This is a genomic window from Micromonospora antibiotica (assembly GCF_017599305.1).
Lineage (GTDB): Bacteria > Actinomycetota > Actinomycetes > Mycobacteriales > Micromonosporaceae > Micromonospora > Micromonospora antibiotica.
Genome location: NZ_JAGFWR010000013.1, coordinates 152,591 through 171,152, shown reverse-complemented (window position 1 = coordinate 171,152; position 18,562 = coordinate 152,591). Strand labels below are relative to the sequence as shown.

The following is an 18,562-nucleotide window of genomic DNA, read 5'->3' as shown; positions in this document are numbered from 1 at the left end:
GTCCGACCCGAAGCCCACAGATGCTCCAACACCTGCCGATGCCCGAACGTCAACACACCCGGCTTCGCCACCAGGACCTCCAACCCAACCCAAGATCAGTTGCACTGAAGCCTAGAAACCGCCACCGCTTTTCTGACGAATACCTCTTGATCACCGCACCGGTGGTGGGGTGACCTCGGCGGGTCGGGGTCAGCGGAGCTGGTGGGTGAGGAAGGGGACGACCAGCTGGGGCAGGAGGGGGGTGGTGAGGATGTCGTGATGGGTGAGGCCGGGGAGTATCGCCAGGCGGGAGGTGGGGCGGCCGGTGCCGTCTGCGCCCGGGTGCCGGTGGCCGCCGCCGAGCAGCCGGTAGAACTCGGCCATGTGGGTGACCGGGATCGAGTCGGCGTCGGCGAAGACCAGCAGGGTCGGTACGGCGAGCGCGGCCACCTCCGGCGACCAGTCGTACTCGTGGCGCAGCAGGGCACCGGACTTGGCCCACAGCTGCGGCCAGTCCTGGGGCCGGGGGGCGATCCGTTGGTAGAGCTGGTGCGGGGGCGTTCCACGCATCTGCTCGCCCGCCCGTTCGTCCTGGCCGGCCATCATGGTCAGCACCTCGGGATACCAGCCCCGCCGCCGGCACGGGGTGGAGACGAGCACCAGCCGGCGTACCAGTTCCGGGTGCTGGATGGCGGTCCGCAGCGCCACCCCGCCGCCGAGGGAGTAGCCGAGCACCTCCGCCCCGGGCAGGTCGAGGTGGCGTAGCAGCGCGGCGACGTCGTCGGCCATCGACTCGTACCGCAGGGGTCGGTCCACGTCGGCGGTCCGGCCGTGGCCCTGGAGATCCACCGCGATCACCCGGCGACGCTGGGCCAACGCCGGCAGGATCGGGGCGAACGTCTCCGTCGAGCCGTAACCACCGTGCAACAGCACCAGCGGCGGTCCGTCACCGTGTTCCTCGTACCAGAGCCGCAACCCGTTGACGTCCGCGTAGCTCACCGGTGTCTGCCCGCCTCGGGCCCGGGGGCGTCGCCCGGCCCACCGCGACGGCAGCGCCTCACGCCTCGGGCCGGGCGGGGGCAGCCTGCGGCTTGGCCGACAGGCCCCACAGCTCCACGATCCGGTCGTCGCGGAAGGTGAACATCTCCAGCATCGTCGCCGTCGAGCCGTCGGCGAGGCCGACCATCTCGGTCCGGGTCGCCACGCGCTCTCCGTCCGCGACCAGATCCTTCAGGGTCACCCTCAGGTCGGGATGCTGCGCCCACATCTGCTGCCAGGCCTGCTGCACGCGTCTCCGGCCGGTGCCCCGCAACGGATGGCTGTAGAAGGTGCTGGCGAAGATGGTCTCGGTGGCCGCCACGTCCCGGCGGTTGAACGCGTCGTACCTGCGCTCGGCGATCCGGCGTCCCTGATCCACCAGGCGAGTATGCCCGGTGTACGTCTCCACGGGAGGCCGGTCGGGACCGTCGCTGCGGTCAGCCGCCGGATCCCCGCCCTACGGGATCGCCACGGTGCCTGTGGTGCGGGGTGGGCGCGGCAGGTTTCGAACCTGCGACCCCTCGCTTGTAAGGCGAGTGCTCTCCCACTGAGCTACGCGCCCGGAACGCCCGTGCGGGCGGGCCGGTGGCTGGCAAGCTTACCTGCCGGCCGCCGGCCCGTCGCAACGGTGTGCCGATCGAGCGGTGCACCGCCGCACCGGCGGACCCGGTACGGCGGCACGCGCGGTCGCCGCGGAACGTCAGGCGGCGACCGCGTCGGCGAGGGCCTTGCGCCAGCTCTGCTGGTCACGCGCCTCACCCGGCATGTTCATCTCGGCGAACCGGACGATGCCCGCCTTGTCGATGACGAAGGTGCCCCGGTTGGCGATGCCGGCGAGCTCGTTGAAGACGCCGTACGCCTGGGCGACCGCCCCGTGCGGCCAGAAGTCGGCCAGCAGCGGGAACTGGTAGCCCTCCTTCTCGGCCCAGATCTTGTGGGCGTAGATCGAGTCGACGCTGACGGTGAGCACCTGCACGTCGTCGTTGACGTAGTCGTTGAGGTTGTCCCGCACCTCGCACAGCTCACCCTGGCAGATGCCGGTGAAGGCGAGCGGGTAGAAGACCAGCAGCACGGTACGGTTGCCCCGGTAGTCCGAGAGCCGTACCTCCTGGTTGTTCTGGTCCTTCAACAGGAAGTCGGGCGCCTCGGCACCAACCTCGATCGGCATGCGAACTCCTTGGGTCGAGTCTGAGGTGGGTCCAGCCTGCCACACCCGGCGCGGACGCCCCGGGTGCGGGATTGCTCAGTTGGGCCACGGCCCGGCCGGGGAGCCTACTTACGCCCCTTGGACCCCCGGCGCAGCACGAGCCGGGCGGCGCTCCAGTCCAGGCCGGCGTTGAGGGTCGAGGTCTGCTGGAGCCCGGCGGTCTGCGCCGACTCGGCGACCTCGCTCGGCTCGACGTGCCCGTCCCGGCCGGCCTTCGGGGTCAACAGCCACACGACTCCGGCGTCGGCCAACGGACCGAGGGCGTCGACGAGAAGCTCGAAGAGGTCACCGTCTCCGTCGCGGTACCAGACGAGCACCGCGTCGACCACCTCGTCGGTGTCCTCGTCGACCAGTTCTCCACAGCGGTCGGTCAGGGCGTCCCGGAGATCCTGGTCGACGTCCTCGTCGTACCCCATCTCCATGACGACCATGCCCGGTTCGATCCCGAACCGGTCCGCCAGGAGACGTACCCCGTCGGCGGCCTGACCAGCGGTCGCGCTCACTGTCGCGTGCCTCCTCATCTCGTCCCTGCCCAGCGGCGTCGCGGTGACGCCGTCAGGCAGAGTCCACACAGTTGTGGTCCGTCGCGCAAGTGGCGCACCGGGTGGAACGGAATTTACCGTGCCAGCAGCGTACGGGCACCCTGGGTAATGGCATCCTCGGAGACCAGCACCTGACGGGCAGCCGGACCTAATGGTACAAACGAGTCGACTGCGGCCACCCGCCGCGCCGCTCCCACAAATCCGGCGTCGACCAGCGTCGCGAGGATCCCCTCACCGACCCCGCCGGACCGCCGGGTCTCATCCACCACCAGCACCCGACCGGTCGCGGACGCCTCCCGGATCAGGTCCGCCACCGGCAGCGGGGCCAGCCACCGCAGGTCCACCACCCGGCAGCCGATCCCCTCGTCGGCCAGGGTCGACGCCGCCCGCAGCGACATCCGCACCCCGTTACCGAACGTGACGATGGTGACGTCCTCGGCCGAGCCGACGCCGTACACCCGGGCCCGGCCGATCGGCGCGTGACCGGCCGCCCAGTCGGCCGGCTCGGCGTAGGACCCCAACCACTCACCGTCACCCGGCTCGTACAGGTCCCGGGTGTGGTAGAGCGCGATCGGCTCCAGGAACACCGAGACGGTGCCGTCCACCACGGCGGCGGCCAGGCAGGTCCGCAGCAGCGGACCGGCGTCGTCCGGCCGCGCCGGCACCGCGACCACCAGACCAGGCACGTCCCGCAGTACGGCCACCGAGTTGTCGTTGTGGAAGTGCCCGCCGAACCCCTCCTGGTAGGCCAGCCCCGGCACCCGCACCACCATCGGGTTGCGGAACGCCCCCTGCGAGAAGAACTGCAACGTGGCCGCCTCGCCCCGCAACTGGTCCTCGGCGTTGTGCAGGTACGCCAGGTACTGGATCTCCGGCACCGGCAGCATCCCGGCCAGCCCGGCGCCCAGCCCCAACCCCAGCACCGACGTCTCGTCCAGCAGGGTGTCGAAGACCCGGGCCGCCCCGAACCGCTCCCGCAGCCCCTTGGTCACCCCGTACACCCCGCCCTTGGCGGCGACGTCCTCCCCGAAGACCGCCAACTGCGGGTGGCTGAGCATCCCGTCGGCGAGCGCGGCGTTGATGCTCTGCGCCAGGGTCAGCGGGCCGGCCAACTCCGGGGGCTTGCCACCGAACGCCGCCACCCGGTCGGCCGCATCCGGCCCGGCCGCCCGCTGCGCCGCCTGCGCCACCGTCGTGGCGACCCGCTTGGGCCGGCGGGGCGACAGCGGGGCCACCACGTCGACCGGGGCGGTCAGCTTCGGCTCGTCGAGCACCTCCTCGGCGGTCCGCCGCACCTGCCAGCCCCGCTCGTCGTAGCGGGCCAGCAGTTCCTCGCCGGTGGCCACCCCCGCCTCGACGAGCAGCCGGGCGGTGGCCAGCACCGGATCGCGCGCCTCGTCGGCGGCGATCTCGGCGGTGCTGCGGTACGCCCGCTCGGCGTCCGCCCCGGCGTGCCCCAGCAGCCGTACCGTCCGCAGGTGCAGCACCGCCGGCCGCCGGTGCCGCCGCACCCAGCCGGCGGCCTCGGCAGCCACCGCGTGCACGGCCACCGGGTCGGTGCCGTCGGCGGTGAAGTAGCGCACCCCGGGCCGGGCCCGCAGGACCCGCTCCACCCAGCCGTCGGGCGACCGGACGCTGATGCCCAGGCCGTTGTCCTCGCAGACGAAGAGCACCGGGATCCGCAGGCCGGTGTGGTCGTACCAGCCGGCGGTGTTGAACGCGGCGGTGGCGCTGGCATGGTTGACCGAGGCGTCGCCGAACGAGCAGACCACGATGGCGTCGCGGGGCCACGGCGAGCGCGGCGGACCGGCCGGGTCGTCGCGCCGGCCGGCGGTGTCGATCCGGCGCAGCCGTTCCAGGGCCAGGCCCAGGCCGACCGCCCGGGGCAGGTGCGAGGCGATGGTGGAGGTGGTCGGCACCACCGCCAGGTCGGCCCGGCCGAAGACCTTGTGCCGGCCCCCGGCGATCGGGTCGAGGGTCGAGGCGACCATCCCGCGCAGCACGTCCCGGGCCGCCCCGGCGTACGCCTCCTGCCACCCGTCGTCCCCGCCCGGTCCCGGGTCGACCGCCGTTGCCGGGGACGTCCCGGTCACCGGGAGCCCGGGGCCGGCCGGACCGGGACCGGCGGAGACCGGACCCACGGCGGTGGGGACGGGATCGGCGGCGGTGGGACTGCCCGGGGCGGGGTCCGGGGCGGCAGTCACCGGGGCGGCGGGCTCGGCGGGGGTGCCCTCCGGGGCGGCGGGCCGCTGCCGGGGCACCGGCTCGGTGGTGCCGTCGCTGCCCACCCGGTAGGCCACCGGGCCGACCGGGGCGGGCTGGCCGACCGGGAAGGCATCACCGTCGAGGGGGTCGGTCGTGCCCACCGGCGCGGGACGTTCGTCCCCGGCGTCGGCCGCTGGACCGGCTGTCGGCGACGATCCGGCGGGGCCGCTCCCGGCGGCCGACGACGCACCTGTGCGGTCCGGTGCCCCGACCGGGTGGAGGGATTCCGGCTCACCGGCCCCCGGGGCGGTGCCGTCGTCGGGGTCACCGCCGGCGGGCGGGGAACCGATCGCCGCCACGCCGTCCCCGCCTGAGCGGTCGACGGCCGGGCCATCGCCGTCCGGAAAGCCGACAGCCACGGCGTCACCGCCCGGGAAGCTGCCGGCCGGGCCGTCACCGCCGGGGGAGCTGCCGGCCGGGCCATCGCCGTCCGGGAAGCTGCCGGCCGGACCTTCGCCGCCCGGGGAGTCGACAGCCACGGCGTCACTGTCCGGGAAGCTGCCGGCCAGGCCGTCGCCGCCCGGGAAGCTGCCGGCCGCCTGGGCGGCGCGCAGGCAGTAGAAGGCGCCCGAGCGGTAGTGCAGCAGGGCCGGGTCGGTGGGGCGCAGCGCCGCGGCCACCGCCGCGTTCGCCTCGTGCCCGGCGGAGCCGATCGTGTAGAAGCCCTCGTCGAAGCTGCGCAGCCAGCGGCCGGCCAGGTCGAGCTGACGGCTGGTCACCTGCGCGTCGAAGAGGGCGAGCAACTGCCGTCCGGTCAGCGCGGCGGCCGGCCGTACCGGTTGCCCGGGGTCACGCCGCCGCTCGGGCTCGGGCAACGCGCCCAGGGTCTCCCGGAACCGGTCGTCGAGATCTTGCGGGGTGGTCACGCGATCAGCATTACCGACGGAGGCCACGGTCGCCCACTCAGACACGACCCGACCGGGGTGAGTCAGTCCACCGCGCACCGCTGCGGGCAGTCCCCGTCGGACACCTTCTCCACCAGTTCCCGCAGCGTGGACAGCTCCTCGACGGTCAATCCGACGAGCAGCCGGGAACCCGACAGCGCCTCGCGCACCCGTTCCCGCACCCGGCGGCCCTCGTCGGTGACCAGCAGTGTCTTCTGCCGCCGGTCGATCGGGTCGACCCGGCGGGTGACCAGGCCGGCCTGTTCCAGCCGGTCGACCAGGGCGGTCACGTTGGACCGGTCGCACGCCAACCGGACGGCGAGGTCACGCGCCGGCGACGGCCTGTCCGGGTCCAATTCGCACAGTGCGCGGGCCACCGCCGGGGTGAGTCCCAACGCACCGAGAGCGGCCTCCTGGTCGTGCCGGATCGCGTCGGCGACGTGCAGGAACCGGCGTACCGTCTCGCCGGTCAACCCGGCGCGGTCGCCCCGGTCGGCCTGCGTGCGGCCGGCCCCCTGCGTCATCCCCCGACTGTACGTCCGCGCCTACCGCACCACCGGGCCGATCGACACCGCTGCCCGCCGGATGCCGACGTCGGGCCGCGCCGCCCGACCAACGACCGACCGACACGCCGGCCGGGGCGGTCGCCGGCCGCTGTTCGGCTGGCGGAGACGACGACGGTCTCCAGTCGTCACCTGACGGTCACCGTGGGTCGCGACGCTGCCGGGGTCAGGTACGCACCACATCCCGGGAGGTTCCCATGGCACTGTCCCGCCGTACCGTCCTGCTCTCCGGCGCGGCGCTCGGCGCGGCCAGCGTGACCGCCGGTCTGCCGACGTCCGCCGACGCCGCCGACGGGCGTCCCGCCCGCCCGGTGGGCACCGCCCGCCACCGACCGTTGATCTGGCCGTTCACCCTCGGGGTGGCCTCCGGCGACCCGGACCACGAGGGGGTGGTGCTGTGGACCCGGCTGGCCCCGCAGCCGCTGGCCGGGGACGGGTTGGGCGGCATGCCCGACCGGACGGTCGAGGTGCAGTGGGAGGTGGCCGCCGACGAGCTGTTCCGGCACGTCGTCCAGCGGGGTACGGCGACCGCCCGACCCGAGTCGGCGCACAGCGTGCACGTCGAGCTGACCGGGCTGCTGCCGGGGCGGGAGTACTTCTACCGGTTCCGGGCCGAGGGGCACCTCTCCCCCACCGCGCGGACCCGCACCGCGCCCGACCCGGCGTCCCTGCCCGCCGCGCTGGCGATGGGTTTCGTCTCCTGCTCCCACTACGAGCAGGGGTACTTCACCGCCTACCGGCGGCTGGCCGAGAGCGCGCCGGAGCTCATCCTGCACCTCGGCGACTACCAGTACGAGTACGCCCGGGAGTACGGCCCGGACCGGCCGCGCGGGCACGAGGGGCCGGAGACCCGGACACTGGCCGGCTACCGGCAGCGGCACGCGCAGTACAAGACCGACCCGGATCTGCAGGCGGCGCACGCGGTGGCCCCCTGGGCGGTGGTCTTCGACGACCACGAGGTGGAGAACAACTGGGCCGGCGCGGTGCCGGAGGAGCCGGACCCGAACTTCCTGGCCCGGCGGGCCGCCGCCTTCCAGGCGTACCACGAGAACATGCCGCTGCGGCGGGCCTCGGTGCCGCGCGGTCCGGACATCGCGCTGCACCGGCGGTTGCGCTGGGGCCGGCTGGCCACCTTCCACCTGCTCGACACCCGGCAGTTCCGGGACGACCAGGCGTGCGGGGACGGCTACCGGGACTGCCCGGCGGCGGCCGACCCGGGCCGCACCATCACCGGGACGGCACAGGAGCAGTGGCTGCTGGACGGGTTCCGCCGCTCCGACACCCGCTGGGACCTCCTCGCCCAGCAGGTGTTCTTCGCCGCCCGGGACCGCGACCCCGGGCCGACCCGGCTGACCAGCATGGACGCCTGGGACGGCTACCTGGCCTCCCGGGACCGGATCACCCGGGGCTGGGTGAACGCCGGGGTGCGCAACCCGGTGGTGCTCACCGGGGACGTGCACGCGCACTGGGCCGCCGACCTGAAGCTGGACTACCTCGACCCGGGCGCGCGGACGGTCGGCGTCGAGCTGGTCTGCTCCTCGGTCACCTCGGGCGGGGACGGGTTCGACTCGGCCAGCGGCTCGCACCCCTGGCTGCGCACCAATCCGCACCTGCGGTTCCAGAACGACCTGCGCGGTTTCGTCCGGACCACGATCACCCCGGCGCAGCTCAGCGCGGACTTCATGGTGCTGCCGTACGTGAGCCGGGCGGGCGCCCCGGCGTACCCACGGGCGTCGTTCGTGGTCGAGGACCGGGTGCCCGGCCTGCACCAGACGGGCGACCGGCCGCCGACGACGGCCCGCGCGCTGCCGCCGGGCGTGGACCGGGACCGGTACACCGTCGAGACGGAGACCGGGCTGCGCTGAGCCACCCCGACGCGGCGGCCGGGACGCGCCGGGGGCCGGTGCGGCCGGGCGACGGCGCGGCCGGGTGGCCGGCGGCGAGGGCGGGCGGGGCGGGGTCAGCCGGGGAGGAAGGAGAAACGGAGCTGGCGCGACGGGTTGTCACCGTTGGGGTCGACCAGGCAGACCGACTGCCAGGTGCCGAGCTGGAGTCGCCCGCCGAGCACCGGCAGGGTCGCGTACGGCGGGACGAAGGCGGGCAGCACGTGGTCGCGGCCGTGGCCGGGCGAGCCGTGCCGGTGCCGCCAGCGGTCGTCGGTGGGCAGCAGGTCGTCGAACGCCCGCAGCAGGTCGTCGTCGGAGCCGGCGCCGGTCTCGATGATCGCCACCCCGGCGGTGGCGTGCGGCACGAAGACGTGCAGCAGGCCGTCGCCCTGCCCGGCGACGAACCGCTCGGCCTCGGCCGTGACGTCGACGACGGTGGGTCGGGAACCGGTCCGGACGGTGATCACCTCGCTGCGCATACGGCGCATTCTGCCGCATCCGACCCGTTACCGCCGCCGTCCCCGGCCGTCGGGCCGGGCCCCCGGTGGGCCGACCCCGACGGGGCGACGGCGGCCGGCCCCGACGCGACCGACCGGGCAAAGTTACCGGCGGGTACCTGTGTTCAGCGTCGCGTCTGGGGGAGCTAGAGGTGACGACGGGTGCCACCAGAGGGCAGGATGGCGCTAGAGACCTATCCCACACACAACCGAGGGAACGCCTGTGGCTACGGAACGCAAGCGCCCGGTGATCACCGCTGGTCTGCCGAGCCAGCTTCCGGACATCGACCCCGAAGAAACCAGCGAGTGGGTCGAGTCGCTCGACGGTGTCATCGACGAGCGCGGAACCAAACGCGCCCGGTACGTCATGCTGAGCCTGCTGGAGCGGGCCCGCGAGCGGCAGGTCGGGGTGCCGTCCCTGACCACCACCGACTACATCAACACCATCACCCCGGAGCAGGAACCCTGGTTCCCGGGTGACGAGCACATCGAGCGGCGGATCCGGGCGTACGTCCGGTGGAACGCGGCGATGCTGGTGCACCGGGCGCAGCGGCCGGAGATCGGCGTCGGTGGGCACATCTCCACCTTCGCCAGCTCCGCCTCCCTCTACGAGGTGGGCTTCAACCACTTCTTCCGGGGCAAGAACCACCCGGGCGGCGGCGACCACGTCTTCTACCAGGGGCACGCCTCCCCCGGCATGTACGGGCGGGCGTTCCTGGAGGGTCGGCTCTCGGAGGACCAGCTCGACGGGTTCCGGCAGGAGCTGTCCCACCCGGGCGGCGGGCTGCCGTCCTACCCGCACCCGCGGCTGATGCCCGACTTCTGGGAGTTCCCCACGGTCTCCATGGGTCTGGGCCCGCTGAACGCGATCTACCAGGCCCGGTTCAACCGCTACCTGCAGCACCGGGGCATCAAGGACACCTCCCAGCAGCACGTCTGGGCCTTCCTCGGCGACGGCGAGATGGACGAGGTGGAGTCGCTCGGCGCGATCGGCGTGGCCGCCCGCGAGGAGCTGGACAACCTCACCTTCGTGATCAACTGCAACCTTCAGCGGCTGGACGGCCCGGTCCGGGGCAACGGCAAGGTGATGCAGGAGCTGGAGGCGTTCTTCCGGGGCGCCGGGTGGAACGTGATCAAGGTGGTCTGGGGCCGGGAGTGGGACCCGCTGCTCGCCGCGGACACCGACGGCGCGCTGGTCAACCTGATGAACACCACCCCCGACGGCGACTACCAGACCTACAAGGCGGAGTCCGGGGCGTACGTGCGGGAGCACTTCTTCGGTCGGGACCAGCGGACCCGCAAGATGGTCGAGCACCTGTCCGACGACGAGATCTGGAACCTCAAGCGGGGCGGGCACGACTACCGCAAGCTCTACGCGGCCTACAAGGCGGCCACCGAGCACACCGGGCAGCCGACCGTCATCCTGGCCAAGACCATCAAGGGCTGGACGCTGGGCTCGCACTTCGAGGGCCGCAACGCCACGCACCAGATGAAGAAGTTGACGCTTGACGACCTCAAGCTGTTCCGCGACCGGCTCTACCTGGACATCCCGGACAAGGCGCTGGAGGACAACCCCTACCTGCCGCCGTACTACACCCCGGGTGAGTCCTCGGACGAGATGGCCTACCTGCGGGAGCGGCGCGAGCAGCTCGGCGGTTACCTGCCGTCCCGGCGGACCAGCCACAAGAAGCTGTCGATCCCGGGGCCGGAGCGGTTCGCCGACGTCAAGCGCGGCTCGGGCAAGCAGAAGGTGGCCACCACGATGGCCTTCGTCCGCCTGCTCAAGGACATCATGAAGGACAAGGAGTTCGGCAAGCGCTGGGTGCCGATCATCCCGGACGAGGCGCGTACCTTCGGCCTGGACTCGATCTTCCCGACCGCGAAGATCTACTCGCCGCACGGCCAGCGGTACACCTCGGTCGACCGGGACCTGTTCCTGTCCTACAAGGAGTCGACGACCGGGCAGATCCTGCACGAGGGGATCAACGAGGCCGGTTCGGTCGCCTCGTTCACCGCCGCCGGCACCGCGTACGCCACCCACGACGAGCCGATGATCCCGATGTACATCTTCTACTCGATGTTCGGGTTCCAGCGCACCGGTGACGGCTTCTGGGCGGCGGCCGACCAGATGGCCCGGGGCTTCGTCCTCGGCGCGACCGCCGGGCGGACCACGCTCAACGGTGAGGGCCTCCAGCACGAGGACGGCCACTCGCTGCTGCTGGCCGCGACCAACCCGGCGGTGGTCGCCTACGACGCGGCGTTCGGGTTCGAGCTGGCGCACATCGTGGAGCGCGGCCTGCACCGGATGTACGGCGAGGACCAGGAGAACATCTTCTACTACCTCACCGTCTACAACGAGCCGATCCACCAGCCGGTCGAGCCGTCCGAGCTGGACGTCGAGGGGCTGCTCAAGGGCATCTACCGCTATGCGCCGGCCCCGCAGGTCGACGGGCCGCGGGCCAACATCCTGGCCTCCGGCACCGGCATGCAGTGGGCGCTCAAGGCGCAGCAGCTGCTCGCCCAGGACTGGGGGGTGGCCGCCGACGTCTGGTCGGTGACCTCGTGGTCGGAGCTGCGCCGCGACGCGGTGCTCTGCGAGGAGCACAACCTGCTCAACCCGGGCGCGGAGCAGCGGGTGCCGTACATCCAGGAGAAGCTGGCCGAGGCCGACGGGCCGAAGGTCGCGGTCAGCGACTGGATGCGCGCGGTACCGGACCTGATCGCCCGTTGGGTACCGGGTGACTACACCTCGCTCGGCACCGACGGCTTCGGCATGTCGGACACCCGGCACGCGCTGCGCCGGCACTTCCACGTCGACGCCGAGTCGGTGGCGGTGGCGACGCTGCGGCAGCTCGCCCTGCGCGGGACGATCCCGGCCGGTGTCCCGGCCGAGGCGGCCAAGAAGTACGCGATCGACGACGTCAACGCCGCCCCGGTCGGTGAGACCGGCGGCGACAGCTAGTTCCCGGGTACGACGAAGGGCCCGGCGCCTCGCGCCGGGCCCTTTCGTGTCCTCCGCCCGCTCCGCACCCCTGCGTGATCGTGCTCGAACCTGGTGGTAGCGGCATCCCGACGGTGCGAGGCCACCACCACCAGGTTCGAGCGTGATCTTGACCGGATCCGCAGGTGGTGCCGACGGGGTGTCGGGTCAGCCGACGGCGGCCAGGTCGGTCAGCCGGGCCAGCGAGTCCTCCAGGTCGGCGCCGACCCGCCGCAGCCCGAGGCGCAGCAGGGCGCCCTTGACCGGGCCGGCCGGCCAGCGGACCACGATCAGTCGGACGATCGTGCCGCCCTCCTCCTCGTCGGCGGTGAGCTGCACGTAGATCTCGGTGCGCGCCTCGGCGCGGGCACCGGCCCCCCGGGCGCGTTCCCGCCAGCCGATCAGGTTGGGCTCCTGGTAGGCGATCACCTCGGCCTCGTGCGCCGAGCCGCGCCCGGCCTGGACGAGTTGTCGACGGCCGAAGCCCTCCCCCGAGAGGACCTCGGCGGCCCGGACTCCGGCCAGCCAGGCGGGCAACTGCTCGGCCCGCTGGACGACTTCCCAGACCGCTTCCACCGGAGCCGTCACGTGCGCACTGCGTTCGACGAGGATCATTCTGTTTCTTCCCCCACTGAGGACATCCGCGATATTCCGCACTCTATGCGCTAAATCGGACTTACTGGGACGTGTTCGGAAAAAGACACGCCGGAAGCCCTTGCGCCAGCATTGCCCCGCACCTATGGCGCTCCCGGGCTGCGCGCCCTAGAGTGCGAACACGTTTCGCGTTCTGGGAGGGTGGATGACGACCGCACCGATCCCCGGTTTCCCCGCCGGCTTCCGTTGGGGGGTGTCCACCTCCGCGTACCAGATCGAGGGGGGCGCCACCGCCGACGGCCGGGGACCGTCCATCTGGGACACCTTCGCGCACACCCCCGGCCGGATCATCGACGGCAGCACCGGCGACGTGGCCTGCGACCACTACCACCGGCACCGGGAGGACGTCGCGCTGCTGGCCGGGCTCGGGGTGTCGGCGTACCGGTTCTCGATCGCCTGGCCCCGGGTCCGCCCCGGCGGCACCGGCCCGGTCAACGCCGCCGGCCTGGACTTCTACGACCGGCTCGTCGACGACCTGCTGGCCACCGGCATCGACCCGGTCGCCACCCTGTTCCACTGGGACCTGCCGCAGCCGCTCCAGGACGCCGGCGGCTGGCTGAACCGGGACACCGCCGCCCACTTCGCCGAGTACGCCGACGTGACCGCCGAACGCCTCGGCGACCGGGTGAAACTCTGGATCACCCTCAACGAGCCGTTCATCCACCTGAGCCTCGGCCACGGCACCGGCGAACACGCCCCCGGCCAGACCCTGCTCTTCGACTCCTTCCCCGCCGCCCACCACCAACTGCTCGGGCACGGGCTGGCGGTGACCGCACTGCGCGCCCGCAGCACCGCCCCGGTGGCCATCGCCAACAACTACTCGCCTGTCGTCCGGCACGGCGACACCGACGCCGACCACGCCGCCGCGGCGGCGTACGACGCCCTGCACAACCACCTGTTCACCGACCCGCTGCTGGGCCGGGGCTACCCCGACGGCTTCGACCCGGGCGTGGTCCGCGACGGCGACCTCGCGGTGATCGCCGCGCCGCTGGACGTGCTGGGGGTCAACTACTACAACCCCACCGGGGTACGCGCCCCCGAGGAGGGCTCGCCGCTGCCGTTCGAACTGGTCCCGCTGGAGGGCTACCCGCGTACCGCGTTCGACTGGCCGGTGGTGCCGGACGGGCTGCGTACCCTGCTCGTCGGCCTGCGCGACCGGTACGGCGACGCGCTGCCGCCGATCCAGGTCACCGAGGGCGGCTGCGCCTACGACGACGTCCCGGACGCCGACGGTCAGGTGCCCGACCCGGACCGGATCGCCTACCTCGACGGGCACCTGCGCGCCGTCCTCGCCGCCATCGACGAGGGTGTCGACGTGACCGGGTACTTCGTCTGGTCGCTGCTGGACAACTGGGAGTGGGCGGAGGGCTTCACCAAGCGCTTCGGTCTGGTGCACGTCGACTTCGCCACCGGCACCCGGACCCCGAAGTCCTCGTACGCCTGGTACCGGTCCCAGGTCGGCCGGGGGTGACCACCGTCGACCCGACGCCGGCCTCGCTGCCGGCGGCGCTCGCCGACCCGGTCGTCCCGGTCCGGCGCAACTGGATCGCGTTGATCTTCGCGGCCAACCTCGGGGTGTGGATGGCCTTCTTCACCCCCATCCAGGTGCTGCTGCCCCAGCAGGTGGAACGGATCTCGCCGGACCAGAAGGAGGCGATGCTGGCCGTCGTCACCGGGCTGGGCGCGCTCGCGGCGGTGCTGGCCAACCCGCTCGCCGGGGCGCTGTCGGACCGCACCTGCCTGCGCATCGGCGGGCGGGAGTTCGGCCGCCGGCACGTCTGGACCGCCGGTGGCGCGGTGCTCGGCGCGCTGGCGCTGGTGCTGCTGGCCCGGCAGCAGACCATCGCCGGGGTGGCGCTGGGCTGGGTCGCCGCCCAGGTCTGCTTCAACGCGATGCTGGCCAGCCTCACCGCCGGCATCCCCGACCGGGTGCCGGTGGTGCAGCGCGGCGGGGTCTCCGGGTGGGTGGGCATCCCGCAGGCGCTCGGCCTGGTGCTCGGTGCGGTGCTGGTCACCGCCCTGGTCAGCGGCACCGTCCCCGGCTACACGGCGATGGCGTTGGCGGTGCTGCTGCTGTCGCTGCCGTTCGCGTTCCTCACCCCCGACGACCCGCTGCCCCGGGAACACCGCCCACCGCTGCGGCTGCGCACGCTGGTCGCCTCGATGTGGATCGACCCACGCCGGCACCCCGACTTCGCCTGGGCCTGGATCACCCGGTTCCTGGTGCAGATCGGCAACGCCCTGGGCACCCTCTACCTGCTGTACTTCCTCACCGACGGGGTGCGCTACCCCGATCCCGAGGGTGGGCTGCTGGTGCTGATCCTGCTCTACACCCTGGGCATGATGCTCACCGCCGTGGTCTCCGGGATGCTGTCGGACCGCTCCGGCCGGCGCAAGGTCTACGTGATCGTCTCCGGGGTGGTGATGGCGGTGGCCGCGCTGCTGCTGGCGGTCGCGCCGACCTGGTCGATGGCGCTGGTCGCGGCCGTGCTGCTCGGTGCCGGCTATGGCGTCTACCTGTCGGTCGACGCTGCGCTGATCACCGAGGTGCTGCCGCGCGCCACCGACCGGGCCAAGGACCTCGGCGTGATCAACATCGCGAACTCGGCTCCCCAGGTGCTCGGCCCGGCGCTGTCCGCCCCGATCGTGGTCCACCTGGGCGGCTACCCCACGCTCTACGCCGTGACCGCCGTGGTCACCCTGCTCGGCAGCGCCCTGGTCCTCAAGATCCGGGGCGTGCGCTGACCCCCGGCGGCGACCCGGCCGGTCCGGGCCGGGTCGCCGCCGCCCGCAGGTCGGGACCGCCCGTCGGCGGCCGGCCCGGCAACGGCGTCCGGCCCCCTGGGGAAACCGGGTCGCGGCCGGCCGTAGGCTGGACGGCGTGACGGTACGTGTGCGCTTCGCCCCTTCCCCGACCGGTATGTTCCACGTCGGCGGCGCCCGCTCGGCGCTGCAGAACTGGATCTACGCCAAGCAGCAGGGCGGGGTGTTCGTGCTGCGCGTCGAGGACACCGACGCCGCCCGCAACCGGCCCGAGTGGACCGAGGGGATCCTGTCCGCGCTGGACTGGATCGGCATCGCCCGCGACACCTACGAGGGCCCCTACTTCCAGTCCGCGTACGCCGGTGAGCACCGGGCCGCCGCCCAGCGGCTGCACGACGCCGGGCGGGCCTACTACTGCGACTGCACCCGGGAGGCGGTGCAGGCGCGTACCGGCTCGCAGTACCAGGGCTACGACGGCTTCTGCCGGGACCGGGGCCTGCCGCCGGGCGAGGGGCGGGCGTTGCGCTTCCGTACCCCCGACGAGGGCACGACCGTGGTGGTCGATCTGATCCGGGGCGAGCCGACGTTCGAGAACAAGCTGATCGAGGACTTCGTCATCGCCCGCGGCGACGGCTCCGCGGTGTTCCTGCTCGCCAACGTCGTGGACGACATGACGATGGGGATCACCCACGTGATCCGGGCCGAGGAGCACCTGCCGAACACCCCGAAACAGCAGCTGCTCTGGGACGCGCTGGGCGTCAAGCCGCCGATCTGGGCGCACGTACCGGTGGTGGTCAACGAGAAGCGGCAGAAGCTCTCCAAGCGGCGCGACAAGGTGGCCCTGGAGGCGTACCGGGACGAGGGTTACCTCGCCGCCGCGATGCGCAACTACCTGATGCTGCTCGGCTGGGCGCCGTCGGGCGACCGGGAGATCGTGCCCTGGTCGGTGATCGAGGAGGAGTTCCGGTTGACCGAGGTCAACCCCTCCCCCGCCTTCTTCGACGAGAAGAAGCTGCGCGCGTTCAACGGCGAGTACATCCGGGCGCTGCCGGTCGACGAGTTCGTGGCCGCCTGCCAGCCCTGGCTGACCGGCACCGGCACCATCGCGCCGCCGCCGTGGCAGCCGGCGGAGTTCGACGCCGACGCCTTCGCGGCGGTGGCCCCGCTGGCGCAGACCCGGATCGCGGTGCTCAGCGAGATCGTGCCGAACGTCGACTTCCTCTTCCTCGCCGAGCCGCTGATCGACGAGGCGGCCTGGGCCAAGGCGATGAAGGAGGGTGCTGCCGACCTGCTCGACGCGGCCGTCGCCGGCTACACGGAGCTGGCGTCCTGGGACGCGGCGTCGCTGAAGTCGACGTTGGAGGCGGTCGGCGCGGAGCGTGGCCTCAAGCTGGGTAAGGCGCAGGCCCCGGTCCGGGTGGCGGTCACCGGCCGCACCGTCGGGCTGCCGCTGTTCGAGTCGTTGGAGGTGCTCGGTCGGGAACGCACCCTGACCCGGCTGCGCGCCGCCCGACTCCGCCTGGTCTGACCACCACGGCACCTGTCAGGGCCCGCCGTTTCCCGGCGGGCCCTCGCCGTACCCGGTCAGGGGCGGGGCCGGTCAGGGGCGGGCGGAGCGGCGTCGGCGCAGGAACAGGCCGGCGGCAAGCGCGGCCAGCAGCACCAGGCCGCCGGCCGCCCAGAGCCAGCCCCGACCGGTGTCGTCGGTGCCGGCGGCGGCGACCGGGGTGGTCGACGGGGAGGCGGGAGCCGGGCTGCTGCTCGGCGTCGGGGTGGTGCCGGCTGTCGGGGTGGTGCCGGTCGTCGGGGTGACCGACGGGGGTGCGGCGGCGGTGCCGGTGGTGAGGGTGAACCGCACCTCCCCCTTGACCGGGTGCCCGTCGTTGGAGGGCAGTTGGTATCCGACGATGTAGAGACCGGCCGCCCCGGGGGAGAACGGCACGCTGACCCGGCTGCCGGAGAAGGCCGGTGCGCCACCGGCGGCCGGGACGTTGTCCGGTCCGACCACTGTGATCTTCGTCCGTTCGGGGTCCAGTTTGGCCAGAAAGCGCAGCTCGACCTTGGCCGGCGCGGTGGCCACCTTGGCACCGTTGACGGGATTGCTCCCGGTAAGCGAGTTATGCGCGAACGCCGGCGTCGCCGGCAGCAACGCCACGCCGAGCGCCACGCCGACGAGCACTGGCACCGCCCGCGTCAACCGTGGGACCCTGCCCCCCATGAAGCCCTCCGCAAAGGTACGATCCGCCCGCTGATCACGCGGCTTCCCATTGGTCGTTCCAGGATCACAGATAGTTCCACATATTGTTCCCAGAGCTGCATCCGCGCGATGTTCCATGAAGTCTATGAGGTGGGCCGGTGTCGTCCGGTCGATCACCGACGTCGACCGACCCGCACGTGACCCGCAGCACAGCCATCCATCGAACGGGGCGAGGAGGCGGCTATGGTCGACAGGGTGAGGCGGCTACTCTCAGTGGTCACCACGGTCGTGACGGCGGCGGTGCTGGCCACCGGCGTGTCCGCGCAGCCGGCCGGGGCACACCGGGCGGCGCCGAAGACGCCACCCGCCGGGGTGGACATCACCGGCGTCGGGTTGACCGAGCCGTTGCGCCTGCGCACCGACACCGCTGCGACCCAGGTGGTCGCGGTCATCGACCAGGTCAGCTGGTTCGGCCGCACCGGTGAGGCCAAGGGGCCCAAGCCGGCCGACCTCGGTCCGAAGTACACCATCGTGGTGCTCGCCGGGGACGTCCCCAAGCAGACGTACGATCTCTATCCGCTGGCCAAGGGCGGCCCCCGGGCCTTCCGGCCGGCCAAGCAGCCCGACGCGCGCAAGACCACCGCCGGGTGGTTCCTGGGCCGGCTCAACATGTCCGAGACGCTGCGCGCCGCCGGGGTGCCGCTGGAACGGCGACCCGACACGGTCACCGGTGGCGTCGGTGGCGGCGAGCGGACGCTCCCGGAGGAGGCCCTGAACCCCGGCCGGGGTTTCGACGACGCGATCGACGAACTCCAGCGGCTGCTGCTGCTCAACGTCGGCGTGATGCTGGTGATCACCGTCGGCCTGGCGGGCATCGCCCTGCTGGTCCGCCGCCGCACCCGCTGATCCACACCGCCGACCTCCGCACCCTCGGGGGGCGGGGGTCGGCGGTTGCGTGCCCGCTCGGCACGGCGGTCGGCGAGACGCCCCTCGGCACCGACGGTCGGCGAGACACCCGCTCAGCGTGGCGACCGGCGGCGACGCAGGTCGCGCCGGACGCCGCGTCAACACCAGCGGCGGGCGGTCAACAGCAGCGGCGGGCGGTCA

Annotated in this window: 15 protein-coding genes and 1 tRNA gene; 6 read left to right on the top strand and 10 right to left on the bottom strand. The window is 72.8% G+C overall.

Annotated elements, in window-relative coordinates; translation table 11 throughout:
- Positions 1-189: 189 nt before the first annotated feature.
- The 7 genes from JQN83_RS21550 to JQN83_RS21515 all read right to left on the bottom strand — a co-directional run bounded on the left by JQN83_RS21550 (position 190) and on the right by JQN83_RS21515 (position 6,439).
- Complete coding sequence (locus JQN83_RS21550) at positions 190-978, bottom strand: alpha/beta fold hydrolase (protein ID WP_208568940.1); 789 nt, start codon at positions 976-978, stop codon at positions 190-192.
- A gap of 58 nt (positions 979-1,036) precedes the next feature.
- A complete protein-coding gene (locus JQN83_RS21545) occupies positions 1,037-1,396 on the bottom strand; it encodes a nuclear transport factor 2 family protein (RefSeq protein WP_208568939.1) in 360 nt (119 codons plus the stop codon).
- Positions 1,397-1,507: 111 nt separating this feature from the next.
- Positions 1,508-1,579: transfer RNA gene (locus tag JQN83_RS21540), tRNA-Val, on the bottom strand.
- A gap of 138 nt (positions 1,580-1,717) precedes the next feature.
- On the bottom strand, positions 1,718-2,185 hold the full coding sequence (locus JQN83_RS21535) for a peroxiredoxin (protein WP_208568938.1): 468 nt from the start codon (positions 2,183-2,185) through the stop codon (positions 1,718-1,720).
- 104 nt (positions 2,186-2,289) lie between these two features.
- Complete coding sequence (locus tag JQN83_RS21530; protein WP_091238156.1) at positions 2,290-2,727, bottom strand: DUF3052 domain-containing protein; 438 nt, start codon at positions 2,725-2,727, stop codon at positions 2,290-2,292.
- A 113-nt stretch (positions 2,728-2,840) separates the two neighbouring features.
- Complete coding sequence (locus JQN83_RS33230; protein ID WP_307799532.1) at positions 2,841-5,897, bottom strand: thiamine pyrophosphate-dependent enzyme; 3,057 nt, start codon at positions 5,895-5,897, stop codon at positions 2,841-2,843.
- A 62-nt stretch (positions 5,898-5,959) separates the two neighbouring features.
- Positions 5,960-6,439, bottom strand: coding sequence for a MarR family winged helix-turn-helix transcriptional regulator (locus tag JQN83_RS21515; RefSeq protein ID WP_208568937.1), 480 nt, complete (start codon positions 6,437-6,439; stop codon positions 5,960-5,962).
- A 236-nt stretch (positions 6,440-6,675) separates the two neighbouring features.
- Here JQN83_RS21515 and JQN83_RS21510 point away from each other — a divergent pair, with 236 nt between their 5' ends.
- On the top strand, positions 6,676-8,343 hold the full coding sequence (locus tag JQN83_RS21510) for an alkaline phosphatase D family protein (protein ID WP_208568936.1): 1,668 nt from the start codon (positions 6,676-6,678) through the stop codon (positions 8,341-8,343).
- 95 nt (positions 8,344-8,438) lie between these two features.
- On the opposite strand, the gene JQN83_RS21505 is transcribed toward JQN83_RS21510, so the two are convergent.
- Complete coding sequence (locus JQN83_RS21505) at positions 8,439-8,843, bottom strand: YjbQ family protein (protein ID WP_208568935.1); 405 nt, start codon at positions 8,841-8,843, stop codon at positions 8,439-8,441.
- A gap of 241 nt (positions 8,844-9,084) precedes the next feature.
- On the opposite strand from JQN83_RS21505, the gene aceE reads away from it, so the two are divergent.
- Positions 9,085-11,823 (top strand): pyruvate dehydrogenase (acetyl-transferring), homodimeric type, encoded by a 2,739-nt coding sequence (gene aceE / locus JQN83_RS21500; protein ID WP_208568934.1) that lies wholly within the window; start codon positions 9,085-9,087, stop codon positions 11,821-11,823.
- Between the two features lie 186 nt (positions 11,824-12,009).
- Here the strand turns inward: aceE and JQN83_RS21495 are convergent, their stop codons facing one another.
- Positions 12,010-12,456 (bottom strand): SRPBCC family protein, encoded by a 447-nt coding sequence (locus JQN83_RS21495; RefSeq protein WP_208568933.1) that lies wholly within the window; start codon positions 12,454-12,456, stop codon positions 12,010-12,012.
- 184 nt (positions 12,457-12,640) lie between these two features.
- Here JQN83_RS21495 and JQN83_RS21490 point away from each other — a divergent pair, with 184 nt between their 5' ends.
- The 3 genes from JQN83_RS21490 (at position 12,641) to gltX (ending at position 16,786) form a co-directional block, all read left to right on the top strand.
- On the top strand, positions 12,641-13,966 hold the full coding sequence (locus tag JQN83_RS21490; RefSeq protein WP_208568932.1) for a GH1 family beta-glucosidase: 1,326 nt from the start codon (positions 12,641-12,643) through the stop codon (positions 13,964-13,966).
- Positions 13,963-15,240, top strand: coding sequence for an MFS transporter (locus JQN83_RS21485; protein ID WP_208568931.1), 1,278 nt, complete (start codon positions 13,963-13,965; stop codon positions 15,238-15,240). Before JQN83_RS21490 ends, JQN83_RS21485 begins: the two co-directional genes overlap by 4 nt.
- A 136-nt stretch (positions 15,241-15,376) precedes the next feature.
- Entirely contained in the window at positions 15,377-16,786 is a 1,410-nt protein-coding gene (gltX, locus tag JQN83_RS21480; RefSeq protein WP_307799529.1) for a glutamate--tRNA ligase, read from the top strand.
- 72 nt (positions 16,787-16,858) lie between these two features.
- On the opposite strand, the gene JQN83_RS21475 is transcribed toward gltX, so the two are convergent.
- Positions 16,859-17,476 carry a copper resistance CopC family protein gene (locus tag JQN83_RS21475; protein ID WP_208568930.1) on the bottom strand — a complete coding sequence of 206 codons (618 nt, stop codon included), beginning with the start codon at positions 17,474-17,476 and terminating at the stop codon, positions 16,859-16,861.
- A 222-nt stretch (positions 17,477-17,698) separates the two neighbouring features.
- Between JQN83_RS21475 and JQN83_RS21470 the strand changes: the two genes are divergently transcribed.
- Entirely contained in the window at positions 17,699-18,361 is a 663-nt protein-coding gene (locus JQN83_RS21470) for a hypothetical protein (RefSeq protein ID WP_208568929.1), read from the top strand.
- Positions 18,362-18,562 lie beyond the last annotated feature (201 nt).